Annotated in this window: 12 protein-coding genes; 4 read left to right on the top strand and 8 right to left on the bottom strand. The window is 72.7% G+C overall.

Translation table 11 applies throughout. The features are described from left to right. Positions 1 to 51 precede the first annotated feature (51 nt). The 7 genes from whiA to OHT76_RS10860 all read right to left on the bottom strand — a co-directional run bounded on the left by whiA (position 52) and on the right by OHT76_RS10860 (position 10290). Positions 52 to 1041 carry a DNA-binding protein WhiA gene (gene whiA / locus OHT76_RS10830; protein ID WP_250070529.1) on the bottom strand — a complete coding sequence of 330 codons (990 nt, stop codon included), beginning with the start codon at positions 1039 to 1041 and terminating at the stop codon, positions 52 to 54. Then, entirely contained in the window at positions 1032 to 2099 is a 1068-nt protein-coding gene (locus OHT76_RS10835) for a gluconeogenesis factor YvcK family protein (RefSeq protein WP_328870555.1), read from the bottom strand. The genes whiA and OHT76_RS10835 overlap by 10 nt, the downstream gene beginning before the upstream one ends. Continuing rightward, complete coding sequence (gene rapZ, locus OHT76_RS10840) at positions 2096 to 3100, bottom strand: RNase adapter RapZ (protein ID WP_328870556.1); 1005 nt, start codon at positions 3098 to 3100, stop codon at positions 2096 to 2098. The genes OHT76_RS10835 and rapZ overlap by 4 nt, the downstream gene beginning before the upstream one ends. Further along, a complete protein-coding gene (gene uvrC, locus OHT76_RS10845; RefSeq protein ID WP_328870557.1) occupies positions 3097 to 5202 on the bottom strand; it encodes an excinuclease ABC subunit UvrC in 2106 nt (701 codons plus the stop codon). Before uvrC ends, rapZ begins: the two co-directional genes overlap by 4 nt. A 60-nt stretch (positions 5203 to 5262) precedes the next feature. Continuing rightward, positions 5263 to 5934 carry a response regulator transcription factor gene (locus tag OHT76_RS10850; protein WP_328870558.1) on the bottom strand — a complete coding sequence of 224 codons (672 nt, stop codon included), beginning with the start codon at positions 5932 to 5934 and terminating at the stop codon, positions 5263 to 5265. A 68-nt stretch (positions 5935 to 6002) separates the two neighbouring features. Beyond that, the gene (locus OHT76_RS10855) at positions 6003 to 8699 is read right to left on the bottom strand and encodes a PAS domain S-box protein (RefSeq protein ID WP_328870559.1); all 2697 of its coding nucleotides are present in this window, start codon (positions 8697 to 8699) and stop codon (positions 6003 to 6005) included. A gap of 232 nt (positions 8700 to 8931) precedes the next feature. Then, a complete protein-coding gene (locus OHT76_RS10860) occupies positions 8932 to 10290 on the bottom strand; it encodes an ABC transporter substrate-binding protein (protein ID WP_328870560.1) in 1359 nt (452 codons plus the stop codon). A 159-nt stretch (positions 10291 to 10449) separates the two neighbouring features. On the opposite strand from OHT76_RS10860, the gene OHT76_RS10865 reads away from it, so the two are divergent. Both OHT76_RS10865 and OHT76_RS10870 read left to right on the top strand, forming a co-directional pair. Further along, on the top strand, positions 10450 to 10821 hold the full coding sequence (locus OHT76_RS10865; protein ID WP_328870561.1) for a response regulator: 372 nt from the start codon (positions 10450 to 10452) through the stop codon (positions 10819 to 10821). Positions 10822 to 10987: 166 nt separating this feature from the next. After that, the gene (locus tag OHT76_RS10870) at positions 10988 to 11977 is read left to right on the top strand and encodes a hypothetical protein (protein WP_328870562.1); all 990 of its coding nucleotides are present in this window, start codon (positions 10988 to 10990) and stop codon (positions 11975 to 11977) included. Between the two features lie 33 nt (positions 11978 to 12010). On the opposite strand, the gene OHT76_RS10875 is transcribed toward OHT76_RS10870, so the two are convergent. Continuing rightward, complete coding sequence (locus OHT76_RS10875; RefSeq protein ID WP_328870563.1) at positions 12011 to 12439, bottom strand: Rieske (2Fe-2S) protein; 429 nt, start codon at positions 12437 to 12439, stop codon at positions 12011 to 12013. Positions 12440 to 12650: 211 nt separating this feature from the next. Between OHT76_RS10875 and OHT76_RS10880 the strand changes: the two genes are divergently transcribed. Together OHT76_RS10880 and OHT76_RS10885 are read left to right on the top strand one after the other, a co-directional pair. Further along, entirely contained in the window at positions 12651 to 13694 is a 1044-nt protein-coding gene (locus tag OHT76_RS10880; RefSeq protein ID WP_328870564.1) for a LacI family DNA-binding transcriptional regulator, read from the top strand. Then, complete coding sequence (locus OHT76_RS10885) at positions 13691 to 14614, top strand: carbohydrate kinase family protein (protein WP_328870565.1); 924 nt, start codon at positions 13691 to 13693, stop codon at positions 14612 to 14614. The genes OHT76_RS10880 and OHT76_RS10885 overlap by 4 nt, the downstream gene beginning before the upstream one ends. Positions 14615 to 14660 lie beyond the last annotated feature (46 nt).

The following is a 14660-nucleotide window of genomic DNA, read 5'->3' on the forward strand; positions in this document are numbered from 1 at the left end:
CGCCGGTGGCCGTCGCCCAACTGGCGTGGCCACCGGCGTGGTGAACGGGCGTCAGCCGACGAGGTTGTCGGCCATCTCCTCGGTGATGCTGGATTCCGTGCCCGGGATGCCGAGGTCCTGGGCGCGCTTGTCGGCCATCGCCAGCAGTCGGCGGATACGGCCGGCGACGGCGTCCTTCGTCAGCGGCGGGTCGGCGAGCGCACCCAGCTCCTCCAGCGAGGCCTGCTTGTGCTCCATGCGCAGCCGCCCTGCGGCGGCGAGGTGCTCGGGGACCTCCTCGCCGAGGATCTCCAGCGCACGCTGGACCCGGGCACCGGCGGCGACGGCCGCGCGCGCGGAGCGACGCAGGTTGGCGTCGTCGAAGTTGGCGAGACGGTTCGCCGTGGCGCGGACCTCGCGGCGCATCCGCCGCTCCTCCCAGGCCAGCACCGACTCATGGGCGCCGAGCCGGGTGAGCAGGGCGCCGATCGCGTCACCGTCCCGGACGACGACCCGGTCCACGCCGCGCACCTCGCGGGCCTTCGCCGCGATCGACAGGCGGCGGGCCGCGCCGACGAGCGCGAGCGCGGCCTCGGGGCCGGGGCAGGTCACCTCCAGGGAGGAGGAGCGGCCGGGCTCGGTGAGCGAGCCGTGCGCCAGGAAGGCGCCGCGCCAGGCTGCCTCGGCGTCACAGGTGGCGCCGGAGACGACCTGCGGAGGCAGGCCGCGGATCGGGCGGCCCCGCCCGTCGACCAGGCCGGTCTGGCGGGCCAGCTGGTCACCGCCGGCGACCACCCGCACGACGTAGCGCGAGCCCCGGCGCAGTCCGCCGGGCGCCATCACGATCAGTTCGGAGCTGTGGCCGAAGATCTCCAGGATGTCCCGCTTGAGCCGGCGGGCCGCCATCGCGGTGTCCAGCTCCGCCTCGATCACGATGCGCCCGCTGACCAGATGGAGGCCGCCGGCGAACCGCAGAATGGCGGAGACCTCCGCCTTCCTGCAGCAGGTCCGGGTGACGGGGAGCCGGGAGATCTCGTCCTTCACCGCTGCCGTCATCGCCATGGGCCGATCCTTCCATGCATCCGAAAAATACGGTCGTACGCGGCGGCCAGCAGCTCCGGGTCGTGCCGCGGAGATCCGTCCCTCCGGGCGACCGGAGCCAGCTCGACCGCGGCCCCGAGCCGCTTGGCGGCCTCGGTCAGCACCTCGCGGTCGGGCACGGCAGCCTCGTCGGCCAGCACCACGTCCAGGGCGAGTTTAGGGGCGTGTCGTCCCAAAACCTCCAAATGACGCTGCGGGGAGAAGCCTTCGGTTTCTCCGGGCTGCGGAGCGAGGTTCAGCGAGAGTACCCGGCGGGCCTTGGTCTCGGTGAGCGCGTCCAGCAGCTCGGGCACCAGCAGATGCGGGATGACCGAGGAGAACCAGGACCCGGGGCCCAGCACCACCCAGTCCGCGTCCAGGACGGCCGCGACGGCCTCGGGAACGGCGGGCGGGTCGTGCGGCACCAGGTGCACGGACTGCACCTCGCCGGGGGTGAGCGCGACGGTGGCCTGTCCGCGCACGGTGTCGACGTCCTCGGGCCGCTCCGGGTCGTGCCCCTTGACCAGGGCCTGCAGCTCCAGGGGTACGGCGGACATGGGCAGCACGCGCCCGTGCGCCCCGAGCAGCTTGCCGACCAGGTCCAGGGCCTGGACATGGTCGCCGAGCTGCTCCCACAGGGCGACGATCAGCAGATTGCCGACCGCATGCTCGTGCAGGTCGCCCTGGGACTGGAAGCGGTGCTGGATCACCCGGGCCCAGGTCTGGCCCCAGTCGTCGTCGCCGCACAGCGCGGCCAGCGCCTTGCGCAGATCGCCGGGCGGCAGCACACCCAGCTCGTCGCGCAGACGCCCGCTGGAGCCGCCGTCGTCGGCGACGGTGACGACGGCGGTGAGGTCACCGGTGATCCGGCGCAGAGCGGCGAGCGAGGCGGACAGGCCCATGCCGCCGCCGAGGGCGACGACCTTGGGCTGGGTGCCCCGGCGGCGCGGTCGGCCGCCACGGGCCTCCACGGGCCGGCCGATCCGTCCTTCCGACACCACCCGGCCGACCCTGATCAGCCGCGGAGTACGTCCTGTCATTCGCGTCCCATGTCCCGGTGGACGACCACCGTCTCCACACCCTGCGCGGCGAGCCGTGCGGCGAGCTTCTCCGAGGTGGCCACCGAGCGGTGCTTGCCGCCGGTGCAGCCGACCGCGATGGTCACATAGCGCTTGCCCTCACGACGGTAGCCTGCGGCAATCAGCTGGAGCAGCTCGGTGTACCGGTCGAGGAACTCCTTGGCGCCGGGCTGGTTGAAGACGTACGCCGACACTTCCTCGTTCAGACCGGTGTACGGCCGCAGCTCCGGGACCCAGTGCGGGTTCGGCAGGAAGCGCATGTCGACGACCAGATCAGCGTCGACCGGCAGTCCGTACTTGAAGCCGAAGGACATCACGGTGGCCCTCAGCTCGGGCTCCTCCTCGCCCGCGAACTGGGCGTCCATCTTGGCGCGCAGCTCGTGCACGTTCAGGCTGGAGGTGTCGATCACCAGGTCGGCGTCGCCGCGCAGCTCGCGCAGCAGCTCGCGTTCGGCGGCGATGCCGTCGACGATCCGGCCGTCGCCCTGCAGGGGGTGCGGGCGGCGCACCGACTCGAAGCGGCGCACCAGGGCCTCGTCGGAGGACTCCAGGAAGACGATCCGCCGGGTGACGCCCCGGGTGTCGAGGTCGGCCAGCGACTCGCGGAGGTTGTCGAAGAAGCGGCGGCCACGGACGTCGACGACGACCGCGATCCGGGCGACATTGCCCTGGGAGCGGGCGCCGAGCTCCACCATGGTGGGGATCAGCGCGGGCGGCAGGTTGTCGACGACGAACCAGCCGAGGTCCTCCAGACACTTCGCGGCGGTCGAGCGGCCGGCTCCGGACATACCGGAGATGATCACCAGCTCGGGGATGGTGGCCTCGGAGGCCCCGTTCGTGTCGTTGGCCGTACTCACCTGTGCTCCGTTGTCCTGATGTGGCTCCTGTTCGGTGTGATCATCGCCCATTTCCGTGTGGGCCTGATCTCGCTCGGCTGTGGGCTGCTTTTCCTGCTCGGTCATGTCTCCTGCCCCCGTCGTTCGTCCGGGGTGCCCGCGGTCACGGGCTCCCCCGGGGTGCCCGTCGTCGTCTCGGGCGCCCCGTCTTCCATGTCTTCCATGATCTCTCCAGTCGCCGTGTTCACGGCGGGCGCGGCCGGGGCCGCCTGGGCGAAGGCCGCGGCAATGGTCTCGGCCGTTTTACGACCTATGCCCGGAACCTCACAGATCTGGTCGATTGTCGCCGATCGAAGCCTCTTCACCGAACCGAAGTGCTTGATCAGCGCCTGTTTGCGGGTCTCGCCGAGGCCCGGTACGTCATCCAGCGGACTGGACCGGAAACGCTTGGCGCGCTTGGCACGCTGGTACGTGATCGCGAAGCGGTGGGCCTCGTCACGGACCCGCTGGAGCAGATACAGCCCCTCGCTGGTGCGGGGCAGGACCACCGGGTCGTCCTCGCCGGGCAGCCAGACCTCCTCCAGGCGCTTGGCGAGGCCGCACACGGCGATGTCGTCGATGCCGAGCTCGTCCAGGGCCTTCTTGGCGGCGGCGACCTGGGGCTGACCACCGTCGACGACGACGAGCTGGGGCGGGTAGGCGAACTTCTTGGGGCGGCCGTCGTCGTCCTTGAGGCCGTTCCCGGTGACATCGAGGCCGTTCTCGGAGGCGTCCTGGGAGTCCCCGGAGACGTCCTGGGAGTCCTCGTCGACCCACTCGCCGGTCTTCTCCTTCTCGGCGATGTACCGCTTGAAGCGGCGGGAGATCACCTCGTGCATGGACCGCACGTCGTCCTGGCCGGCGAAGCCCTTGATCTGGAAGCGGCGGTACTCGCTCTTGCGCTGGAGGCCGTCCTCGAAGACGACCATGGAGGCCACGACGTCGTCGCCCTGGAGGTGCGAGATGTCGTAGCACTCGATCCTGAGCGGCGCGCTGTCGAGGGCGAGGGCGTCGGCGATCTCCTCCAGGGCACGCGAGCGCGTGGTCAGGTCGGAGGCGCGCTTGGTCTTGTGCAGGACGAGGGCCTGCTGGGCATTGCGCTCGACGGTCTCCATCAGCGCCTTCTTGTCGCCGCGCTGCGGGATGCGCAGGGAGACGTTCGACCCCCGGCGCCCGGTGAGCCACTCCTGGACGGGCTCCACCGGGTCGGGCAGGGCCGGGACGAGGACCTCCTTGGGCACGGAGTCCCCGGTCTCCTCGCCGTAGAGCTGCTGAAGGGCGTGTTCGACGAGGGCGCCGGTGGTGATCTCCTCGACCTTGTCGGTGACCCAGCCGCGCTGGCCGCGCACGCGTCCGCCGCGGACGTGGAAGATCTGCACGGCCGCCTCCAGCTCGTCCTCGGCGACGGCGATCAGATCGGCGTCGGTCGCGTCGGCGAGCACGACCGCGCTCTTCTCCATGGCCTTCTTCAGGGCCCCGATGTCGTCGCGCAGCCGGGCCGCCCGCTCGTACTCCATCTCGTCGGCCGCCTGCATCATCTGCTTCTCCAGGCGGCGCAGGTACGTGCCCGTGCGGCCCGCCATGAAGTCGCAGAACTCCTCGGCGAGTTCGCGGTGCTCCTCGGGCGAGACCCGGCCGACGCAGGGCGCGGAGCACTTGCCGATGTAGCCGAGCAGACAGGGGCGGTCGGTGCGGGCGGCGTTCTTGAACACACCGGCCGAGCAGGTGCGCACCGGGAAGACGCGCAGCAGGAGGTCCACGGTGTCGCGGATCGCCCACGCGTGGCCGTACGGCCCGAAGTAGCGCACGCCCTTCTTCTTGTGACCGCGCATCACCTGCACGCGCGGGAACTCCTCGTTCATCGTCACCGCGAGGTACGGGTAGCTCTTGTCGTCGCGGTACTTGACGTTGAACCGGGGGTCGTACTCCTTGATCCAGGAGTACTCCAGCTGGAGCGCCTCCACCTCCGTGGACACCACCGTCCACTCCACGGACGCCGCTGTGGTGACCATGGTGCGGGTACGGGGGTGCAGGCCCGCCAGGTCCTGGAAGTAGTTCGCCAGGCGCTGGCGCAGGCTCTTCGCCTTTCCGACGTAGATCACCCGGCGGTGCTCGTCGCGGAACCTGTAGACCCCGGGAGAGTCCGGGATCTGTCCCGGCCTGGGGCGGTAGCTGGAGGGGTCGGCCATGTTTCACACCCTACTGGCGAGGGGTGACAGCGCGGCGAGGCTGTGGACAACGCCGGCGGGCTACCGCGACTCCAGGAACGTGAGCACGGCGAGCACCCGCCGGTGGTCGTCCGCGTCCTCGGGGAGACGGAGCTTGCCGAGGATGCTGCGGACGTGTTTCTCGACGGTGCCCTCGGTCACCCACAGGCGGCGGCCGATGCCCGCGTTCGAGCGGCCCTCGGCCATCAGGGCGAGCACCTCGCGCTCCCGGGCGCTGAGGGGCGCCAGCGGGTCGTCGCGGCGCCGGGCGGAGAACAGCTCCTGCACCAGGGAGGGGTCGACGACCGAGCCGCCCCGGCCGATCCGGTCGAGCGCCTCGATGAACTCGTCCACGACCGTGACCCGGCTCTTGAGGAGATAGCCGATGCCGCGGCCACCGGCCAGCAGCTCCAGGGCATCCTCGACCTCGACGTAGGCGGACAGCACGAGGATGCCGGTGGCGGGGTGGCGCCCGCGTATCGCGCGGGCGGCCTCGAGGCCCTCCGTGGAGTGGTCCGGCGGCATCCTGATGTCGACGACCGCGAGGTCGGGCCGCTCGCCCGCGACCAGCTCCAGCAGCCGGGGCGCGTCGCCCGCCTGGCCCGCGACCTCGTACCCGGCGCGCTCGCACAGGCTCGCCAGGCCCTCTCTGAGCAGGATGTCGTCGTCGGCGAGCACGATGCGCCCGCGCGCGGGCGGCTGCGATCCTTCCATGGTCCCGTCCCCGTCTCTCTTGCCCCGGTCACTGGGCTGCGGTCCAACAGCCTGCCGGAGCACGGTAGTTACGGCCAGCCGGAGGCGGGCCCGGACAGTGGCAGCCGTACGGTCAGCGTCGTGCCCTTGCCCTGCGGGCTGCTGACGGTCAGCCTGCCGCCGATCGCCTCGACCCGATCGATCAGGCCGATGAGACCGGAGCCGTGTCCGGGCTCGGCGCCGCCGACTCCGTCGTCGTCGATGACGACCTCCAGGACGTCGTCGACAGTGTGCGCGGCGATCCTTACGAACTCGGCACGCGCGTGCTTGGCGGCGTTGGTGAGGCTTTCGGAGACCATGTAGTAGACGGCGACCTCGGCCCGTTCCGGGAGCCGCTCCGGGGGCAGGCGCAGGTCGAGTTCGACGGGGAGCGGGGCGCGGCGGGCCAGTGCCCGCAGGGCGGGGCCGAGGCCGCCCTGGGACAGGATCGCCGGGTGGATGCCGCGGGCGACCCGGAGCAGGTCCTCGAAGGCGTTGTCCAGGCCCTTCACGATGTGCTCCAACTGCTCGGGCAGGGCGTCGGGCTGCTCCTCCAGCAGGGCCTGGGCCGTCCTGAGGTCCAGCTGGAGGGAGACCAGCCGCTGCTGGACCCCGTCGTGCAGATCGCGTTCGATACGGCGCCGGGAGGCGTCCCCGGCGGCCACCACGCGCGCGCGTGACGCCGTGAGCTGGGCCTGGCTGTCGGCATTGGCGAGCGCGGTGGCGACCAGCTCGGTGAAGTCGGCGAGCCGGGACTCGGTGTCCGGCGGCAGCTGCCCGGGGCCCGCGGCGGCCGCGACGACGGCACCCCAGAGGCGGTCGTCGACGACGATGGGCGCCCCGACCGCGCCGCCCACCCGCGCGGGGCGCCCGGTCCGGGCCACTTCGGCCGCCGCGGGCCCTCCGGTGTCGGCGCTTCCGCGCGCGGTGCCGAGCACGGTGGCGGTGCCGTCGGACGCGTACCGCAGGACGGCGGCGGAGCCGCTGCAGAGCACTCTGCCCACCTCGTGGGCGACCTCGGTGAACACCTCGTGCGGCGGGACCCCGCGGGCGACCAGCGTGGCGACCCGGCGCAGCGCCGCCTGCTCCCGGGCCGTGCGACGGCTCTCGGTGACATCGCGCGCGGCGGCGTAGAGGAGGCCCTCGCCGAGGACGGGACGGGCGCTCCACTGGAGCCAGCACTCGGTGCCGTCGGCGCGCAGCACGCGGTTCTCGAACTCGGCGATGTCGGCGCCCTTGGCGAGCCGGGCGAAGACGGCACGCGTGCGTGGCAGGTCCTCCGGGTGCACCAACTCCGGCCACGGTCTGGCGAGCAGTTCCTCGGCGGCGTAGCCCAGGGTCTGTTCGAAGGCGGGGTTCACGCGCTTGAAGTAGCCGTCCAGACCGGCGATGCACAGCAGGTCCGGGGAGAGGTGGAAGATGCTCGCGAGTTCCCGTTCCGCCTTGTCGCGGCGCCCGTGCGCCGCCGCGAAGGACGCCATGGTGGAGTTCATGCCGCCCAGCAGCCGCGCCCACGTCCCCTGGAACGCGGCGACCTCCGCGCGGTGCCCGAGCCGGCCCGCGTCGATCGCCTCGTTCATCGCCTCGATCTCCACGGCGAGCCGCTCCGTGGTCACCCGCAGCTCCCGGAACGTGTCGGCCACGTCCCCCAGTTCGTCGCGGCCGGCATACCGGATGTCGTACGCCAGATCCCCTTCCGACAGGGCCCGGGCGCCCGCCGAGACCTCGCCCAGCGGCCGGGTGATCGACCGGCGCAGGGCCAGCGCGAGGACGGTCACGGCGACCAGCACACCCAGCGACACGCCGAGATCGCGCACTTCGCGCGCCCGCGCGGCGGCGTGGTCGCGGGCCGCGGTGCGGCCGAGCTCGGCCGCGGCCTGGTGCTGGATGCCGCGCAGGGCCTCGATGCGCCGGGTGGAGGCGGACAGCCAGCGGTCGTACGAGGGCCAGTCGGCCCGTCGGCCGCGCGGGTCGGCGAGCGTGGCGCGTACGGCGCGGACGAGGCGGCCGGGTTCCTGGAGCAGGGTGACGTAGACCTTGCTCCTGAGGGCGTCGGAGGCCGTCCGGTCGAACTCGTCGAGCCGGGACCGCTCCAGGGCGGGCCAGGGGTCGGCTGCGAGGGCGAGGGAGGCGGACGGGTCGGCGAACAGGACGGCCAGCTCGGCGCGTTCACGCTCGGCCGCCTCGATGGCGTCCAGCAGCGCGATGTGCGCGTCGGCGGCCCTGGCGGACCGCCTGGTCGAACGGCCGGACTCCAGGGTCACGGCCGTGCCGAGCAGGGCGCGCACGACGGTGTCGTAGCCGCCCGCCAGCCCCGGGGCGGTCAGGGCGGACGTACGGCTCTGGACGCGCAGCGCGTGCAGCGAGCGGCCGGCTGCGTCGAGCCGTCCCGGGACGTCCGGTCGACCCGACCAGGAGCCTGCCTCCGCGCGGGCCAGGGTCAGGGCGCGGTCGGTCGTCCGCTGGGCCATGGACCGCTCGCGCGCGCTGTCCTGACCGGGGCGCAGGCGGGCGTGCACTGCGGCGATCCGCTCCCGCGCGACGGCGTCCGTCAGCGCGGTCGTCGTGAACGACAGCCGGGTCGCCGTACTGAACTCGCGCATCCTGCGCGCCTCTTCCCACTGGGCGACGGCACCTACGACGGTGAAGGCCAGCATGCCGGTGACGGGGAGCAGTGCGAGGAGCATCAGCTTCTGTCCTACGCGCAGCCGGGCCAGGAAGGGGATGCGGGGCAGGGGCGCGTCCACGGGCTCTGCCTTCACGACCACGCGCGCGTGCCGGTCAGGGGCCGGGCTGCGGCCACGCGCGTGCCGCGCAGGGGCGGCCCCGCAGCAGCCGCGTGCGTGCCCTTCGCCGGTCGGCCCCCAGCTGCGGGCGTGCCGCGCAAAGTGCGCCTCGCCACCGTGCGCGTGTCGCGCAAGTACCGCCCCGCCACACGTGTGCCGCCCACATACCGCCCCGCCGCCACGCGCGTGCCGCTCATGAACCGCCCCGCGGGTACCCGTCATGCGCCGCCAGGTCCCTGTCGATGGCCCGGACCGCCTCGTCCAGCGCCCGCTTGACCGGTGCGCGCTCGAAGACGATCTTCGCGAAAGCCCGTGAGAAGGCCTCGGTGATGGCCGGGTACGCGGGCGTGCGCGGACGCGGGCGGGCGATGCCGGTTCGCAACTGATCGATGAACAGGTGCTCGGGGCCGCCCGGCGCGTACCGCGGGGAGAGTTTCAGGGCGCCGGCGGTGGCCGGGACGGCTCCATTGGCCGTGCTCATCCGGTGCACCTCCTCGGGCGTGAGGAGATGGGCCAGGAACTTCCAGACCGCGTCGCCGTCGGCGGCCCCCGCCGGAATGCCCCACTGCCAGGACCCCATGCCGGTGACCGTGCCGGTGCCGAAGTCGGGCAGCGGGACGATCGCGACGTCACCGGGGAACGCCCGCTCGAACTCGCCGTACACCCAGTGTCCGCACCAGCTGATCGCGCTGCGGCCCTCGACGAACGCCCGCTCGTCCTTGACCAGGTCGACGAGCCCCTCCTCGACCCAGTTCTGCATGATCGTGAGCGCCCGGACCGCCTCGGGTCCGTTCAGATGGCCGTCGGCGGTGCGCTGGTGCACGGGGTCGACGAGGTCGCCGCCCGCCGACCAGACGGCGGGGGCGAATCCGTAGGTGTTCCACTCCTCCCCGGGGCCCGAGAAGACGAGCCGCAGATCGAGCGGGGCGCGGTAGCCCTGAGTGCGCAACTCGCGCAGGATGTGGGTGAGTTCGGCGGCGGTCCAGGCATCCTCAGGGCCCTTGGGCAGGCGCACTCCGGCCTTCCTGAGGGCCGATTTGCGTACGTAGAGGCCGAGGCCGGAGTCGAAGGTGCCGAGGCCCCACAGGCGGCCCGCGTAGGTGCCCTGCTCGCGGATCGAGGGGAGCAGGTCGGCGCGCAGCCGCTCAGGGACGCAGGAGTCGATCGGCTTGAGCTTGCCGGACCAGGCGTAGCTGTAGAGGTTCGGCCCGTCGAAGTCGAGGAGGTCGGGCAGGTCGCCGTCTGCCGCGGCGGACAGCACGAGGTCGTTGTACGGGCGCCGCTCGGGAAGGGTGACCAGCTCGACCCGCACTTGTTTCTGGGCCTTGTTGAACTCCCTGACCTGGTTCCTGAGGGTGTTCAGCTCGCCGCTCGGGCCCGCGTGGAACCAGACCCTGATGTGCTCGGTGCCCTCGATCTTCCCGTCGCAGGTGGTGTCCGTCGGCGCCGCGCGGGTCCCCCGGTCGGGGCTGCCGCCGTCGCACGCGGGCAGCAGCAGGGCGGTGCACAGCAGCGCTGTGACGGCCGCGTTCCTCCGGTACGAAACCCGCATCGCGCACCCCCCGCCCGACCGCACGACACGGCCTCCCCAGGGCGCCCGTCATGCTACCCCCGGTACACGCGCGGCTCCCCTGAGCGAGCAGAGCTTTCTCCGCGTCGGATTCCGGCTAGCTGCAAGGCGCGTCCGCCTCCTGGTCGTCATGCTGGGCGCATGACCCTGCGCTGTCTCATCGTCGATGACAGCGCCCGGTTCCTGGAGGCCGCACGCGCCTTCCTGGAGCGAGGCGGAGTACGGGTCGTCGGCACGGCCCGCAGCAGTGCGCAGGCGCTCGCACGCGCGCGTGAGACGGCAGTGGACGTCGCCCTGGTCGACATCGGCCTCGGCGACGAGGACGGTTTCGAGGTGGCCCGCCTGCTGGCCGACCGGGTGCCGACGGTGCTGCTGATCTCGACCCACGCGCGGGAGGACTTCCAGGAGCTGATCGCCGCAAGCCCCGCGCGTGGGTTCCTGCCCAAGTCGGCGCTGTCCGCGCGGGCCATCAGGGAGGCGCTCGGCGACCGGGGCCCGTCGGCACCGGCCTGATGGCGACGGATCCAGGACCGGCCACGTCTGCGCGACGGTTGGGCATCAAGTGTTGTCGGGGCTTGGTCAACACGCTTCAATGCGGGGGAACTCGGGCCCGGCCTCTGCCGCCCGCGCGAACGGTCCGACCAGCCGTCGTGAACGCTGCACAGAAAGGCGCCCCCGCATGCCGCACGCCCCTCAGCACGCGCCCGTCGCCGCGGTCGCCACCGCGGAGCCGGACGTGGACAGGGCCGCGACGCCGAACTCGCAACTGGAAGCAGTGCTCAGCGGCGGCCCCTTCCACGTCGCCCTGCGTGCCGCCATCGCCGCGCGCGGGCTGCCGCTCCAGCGCGTGCAGCACCATCTGTCGCGCTACGGGGTCAAGGTCGGCGTCACCAGCCTGAGTTACTGGCAGCAAGGCGCCCGCAGGCCACAGCGCCCCGAGTCGCTGCGGGCGGTACGGGCCCTGGAGGAGATCCTCCAGCTGCCGGAGGAGTCACTGATCCGGCTGCTCGCCGAGGGCGACGAATCGCCGACGGGACGGCCCGCGACCCGCTCCTACCGCTCGCTCGTCGAGGCCGACGGCGTCCTGGAGCGGCTGCTGGCCGAGCTGGACGCCCCGGTCGACGGCGGGCTGCTCACCCTCGGCCTGCACGAGCGGGTGCGGATCGGCGCACGCCGGGAACTGACGGGCCGCGAGTCCCACCACATCGTGCGTGCCCACAAGGACGGCGTCGACCGCTTCGTGGCCGTCTACCACGGCGACCCCGGCTGCACGCCCGAGCTCATGCGTGTGCAGGCCCTGGAGAACTGCCGAACAGGCCGCGTCCGGCACCACCACGACACCGGCGTCCTCGTGGCCGAGCTGCTCTTCGACACCCGTCTGCGCTCCGGCGACACGTTCCTCTTCCGGTACGGCGTCGAGGACGGCACCGCCGGCGTGTCCCGCGAGTACGCGCGCGGGTTCGGCCTCGCGGGCGGCCAGTACGCCCTCCAGGTCCGTTTCGACGAGCACCATCTGCCGGTGCGCTGCCACCGGTTCGCCCAGCACTCGGCGGCGGCCCCGCGCAGCGGCCGTCAGGAACTCCCGCTCAGCGGACGGCACCACTCGGTCCACCTCGTCGAGCCACGGCTGCGGACGGGGATCGTGGGCATCGGGTGGGACTGGGAGTGAGCGTGCTCGGGTGAGCCTGTGCCGTGCTGCGGCTCAGGCGGTGGCGGCCGGTCCCGCCACGATCCGGCCGTTCTTGGCCTGCACCGGCAGCTCCTTCAGCGGCACGGTGGCCGGCTCGTGCAGCACCTCGCCGCTGGTGGCGTCGAACTCGCTGCCGTGGCAGGGGCAGATGAGCTTCGTCCCCTCCAGCTTGTTGATGGGGCACAACGCGTGCGTGCAGATCGTGCTGTACGCCTTCAGGGAGCCGTTCGCGTCCCGGCTGACCACCACGTTGTGATCCCGGTACAGCTTCGCGCTCCCCTTGGCGACCTCGCTCTCGGCACCGAGGTCGACCGGCTCGTTCGGCTCGGCGTCCGTCGTCTCCCCGCCCGGTGAGCAGGCGGCGAGGCCGAGCCCGGCGACGGGGGTGAGGGCCGCTCCGCGCAGGACGGTACGACGGGTCGGGGACGGGCGGCCGGGCATGCGGGTCTCCACTGGTCAGGGGGCGGGCAGGGCGACGATACCGGCCGGGGCGGGTCGGACCGGCGCCGGGGCGTGGGGACGGCGGGGAGACGTCAACGCTTACGTAAACGATGACGTAAACGCTTGCGCAAGCGTTTACGCGGGCCGCCGGATGGGATACCTTCCCGGCCAGAAGCAGGGACGGACACGGTCAGAAACCGGGAGGGACACCATGCCGACCATGGCCGACGTGGCCCGAGACGCGGGCGTCTCCGTGGCGACCGTCTCGCACGTGCTCAACGACACCCGACCGGTACTCCCCCACACCCGTCAGGCCGTCCTGGACGCCATCGAAAAGCTCGGCTACACACCGAACTCCCTCGCCCGCTCCCTGGTGACCGCGCGCACCCGGTCCATCGGCCTCGCGGTGTCGGCGATCAGCAACCCCTACTTCACGGAGATCCTCCAAGGCGTCGAGGCCGGCGCCCTGGAGCACGGCTACAGCCTGCTCATCGCCGATCCGCACGACGACCCCGGGCACGAGCGCAAGGTCGTCCAACTGCTGCACGAGCGACGCGTGGACGGCATGATCGTCGCGCCCTCCGCAGACCCGCGTGAGCTCCTGGCCTACCTGCGCCGCCACGACGTACCGACGGTGTTCCTCGACCGGTTGGTGGACGAGGGTGCCGCGCCGTACTTCGACCAGGTGTGCGCCGCGAGCGCCGAGCCGACGACCCGTCTGGTCACCCACCTCGCGGAGCTCGGCCACCGGCGGATCGGCCTGGTCGCGGGGCGCCCCGGGCTCAGCACCACCAGCGAGCGGATCACCGGCTACCGGCACGGGCTCGCGCACGCCGGTCTCGCCCACGACGAACGCCTGATCGCGCACGGCGACTCCGAGTCCGTGGGCGCCGAGCGCGCCACCGCCGCCCTGCTGTCCCTCGCCGCACCGCCCACGGCCCTGGTGACCGCCAACAACGCGATGACCATCGGTGCCCTGCGCACCCTGCGCGAGCGCGGCCTGTCCGTGCCCGACGACATCGCCCTGTGCTGCTTCGACAACTTCGCCTGGGCCGACCTGTTCGCACCCCGGCTCACCGCGATCGCCCAGCCCAGCAAGGAGATCGGCGCCCAAGCCGTACGCGTCCTGCTGGACCGGCTCGCCGAACCGGACCGGCCCGCCCGCACGGTGCGGCTCGACTGCTCCTTCGTCCACCGCACCTCGTGCGGCTGCCCCGAACAGCTCCCGAACCCCGCGAAAGGAACCGCCTCGTGATCGTCGTCGCCGGTGAGGCCCTGATCGACCTCGTGCCGCAGGGCACGGGCGCCCTCGCGAGCCTGCGGCCGGCGCTCGGCGGCGGCCCCTTCAACACGGCCGTGGCCCTCGGCCGCCTCGGCTCCCCCACGGCCTTCTGCTCCCGCACGTCCTCCGACGCCTTCGGCGAGGCCCTGCTGGACGGGCTGCGGCGGGCAGGGGTGGACGTGTCCGCCGTACAGCGCGGGACCGAACCGACCACGCTCGCGGTGGCCACCGTGGACGCGAACGGCTCGGCCGCCTACTCCTTCTACGTCGACGGCACCGCCGACCGGCTGTTCACCGTGCCCGACGCCCTGCCGGACGGCACCCGCGCGGTGTCCTTCGGGACCTGCTCGCTGGTCCTGGAGCCGGGCGCGACCGCCTACGAGGAGCTGATGCGGGCGGCGGCCGCGCAGGGCGTGTTCACGGCCCTGGACCCGAACATCCGCCCGGGGCTGATCCCCGACCCGGACGCCTACCGGGCCCGGTTCCGCGGCTGGCTGCCGTCGGTGTCGCTGCTCAAGCTGTCCGAAGAGGACGCCGAGTGGCTCGGCGGCACCCCGCGCCAATGGCTGGCCGAGGGCCCCGCAGCCGTTGTGATCACCCACGGCGGCGACGGGCTCACCGCCTTCACCCGGGACGGCGCGGAGCACTCCGTACCCGGCGAGAAGGTCGACGTCGTGGACACGATCGGCGCCGGGGACACCGTGAACGCGGCCCTGCTGCACGGCCTCGCCGCGCGGGACGCGCTGTCCCCGCAGGCCGTGGCGCGGCTCGGCGCGGACGACTGGACGGCCCTGCTGCGTTTCGCGGCACGCGCGGCGGCGATCACCTGCTCGCGCGCGGGCGCGGAACCGCCGTACGCCGCCGAACTGGCCGACGTACTCGAAGGCAGGTGAGACGCGGCGCGCCCCCGCGGAGACCTCCGCGGGGGCGCGCCACTGG

The sequence above is a fragment of the Streptomyces sp. NBC_00287 genome, from assembly GCF_036173105.1.
Lineage (GTDB): Bacteria > Actinomycetota > Actinomycetes > Streptomycetales > Streptomycetaceae > Streptomyces.

What these genes read in the sequence shown, in the direction of transcription:
- OHT76_RS10865 (WP_328870561.1), top strand. Translation starts at nt 10,450, where the DNA reads ATGACCCTGCGCTGTCTCATCGTCGATGACAGCGCCCGGTTCCTGGAG.
- OHT76_RS10875 (WP_328870563.1), bottom strand. Translation starts at nt 12,439, where the DNA reads ATGCCCGGCCGCCCGTCCCCGACCCGTCGTACCGTCCTGCGCGGAGCG.
- OHT76_RS10850 (WP_328870558.1), bottom strand. Translation starts at nt 5,934, where the DNA reads ATGGAAGGATCGCAGCCGCCCGCGCGCGGGCGCATCGTGCTCGCCGAC.
- OHT76_RS10835 (WP_328870555.1), bottom strand. Translation starts at nt 2,099, where the DNA reads ATGACAGGACGTACTCCGCGGCTGATCAGGGTCGGCCGGGTGGTGTCG.
- rapZ (WP_328870556.1), bottom strand. Translation starts at nt 3,100, where the DNA reads ATGACCGAGCAGGAAAAGCAGCCCACAGCCGAGCGAGATCAGGCCCAC.
- OHT76_RS10860 (WP_328870560.1), bottom strand. Translation starts at nt 10,290, where the DNA reads ATGCGGGTTTCGTACCGGAGGAACGCGGCCGTCACAGCGCTGCTGTGC.
- uvrC (WP_328870557.1), bottom strand. Translation starts at nt 5,202, where the DNA reads ATGGCCGACCCCTCCAGCTACCGCCCCAGGCCGGGACAGATCCCGGAC.
- OHT76_RS10880 (WP_328870564.1), top strand. Translation starts at nt 12,651, where the DNA reads ATGCCGACCATGGCCGACGTGGCCCGAGACGCGGGCGTCTCCGTGGCG.
- whiA (WP_250070529.1), bottom strand. Translation starts at nt 1,041, where the DNA reads ATGGCGATGACGGCAGCGGTGAAGGACGAGATCTCCCGGCTCCCCGTC.
- OHT76_RS10870 (WP_328870562.1), top strand. Translation starts at nt 10,988, where the DNA reads ATGCCGCACGCCCCTCAGCACGCGCCCGTCGCCGCGGTCGCCACCGCG.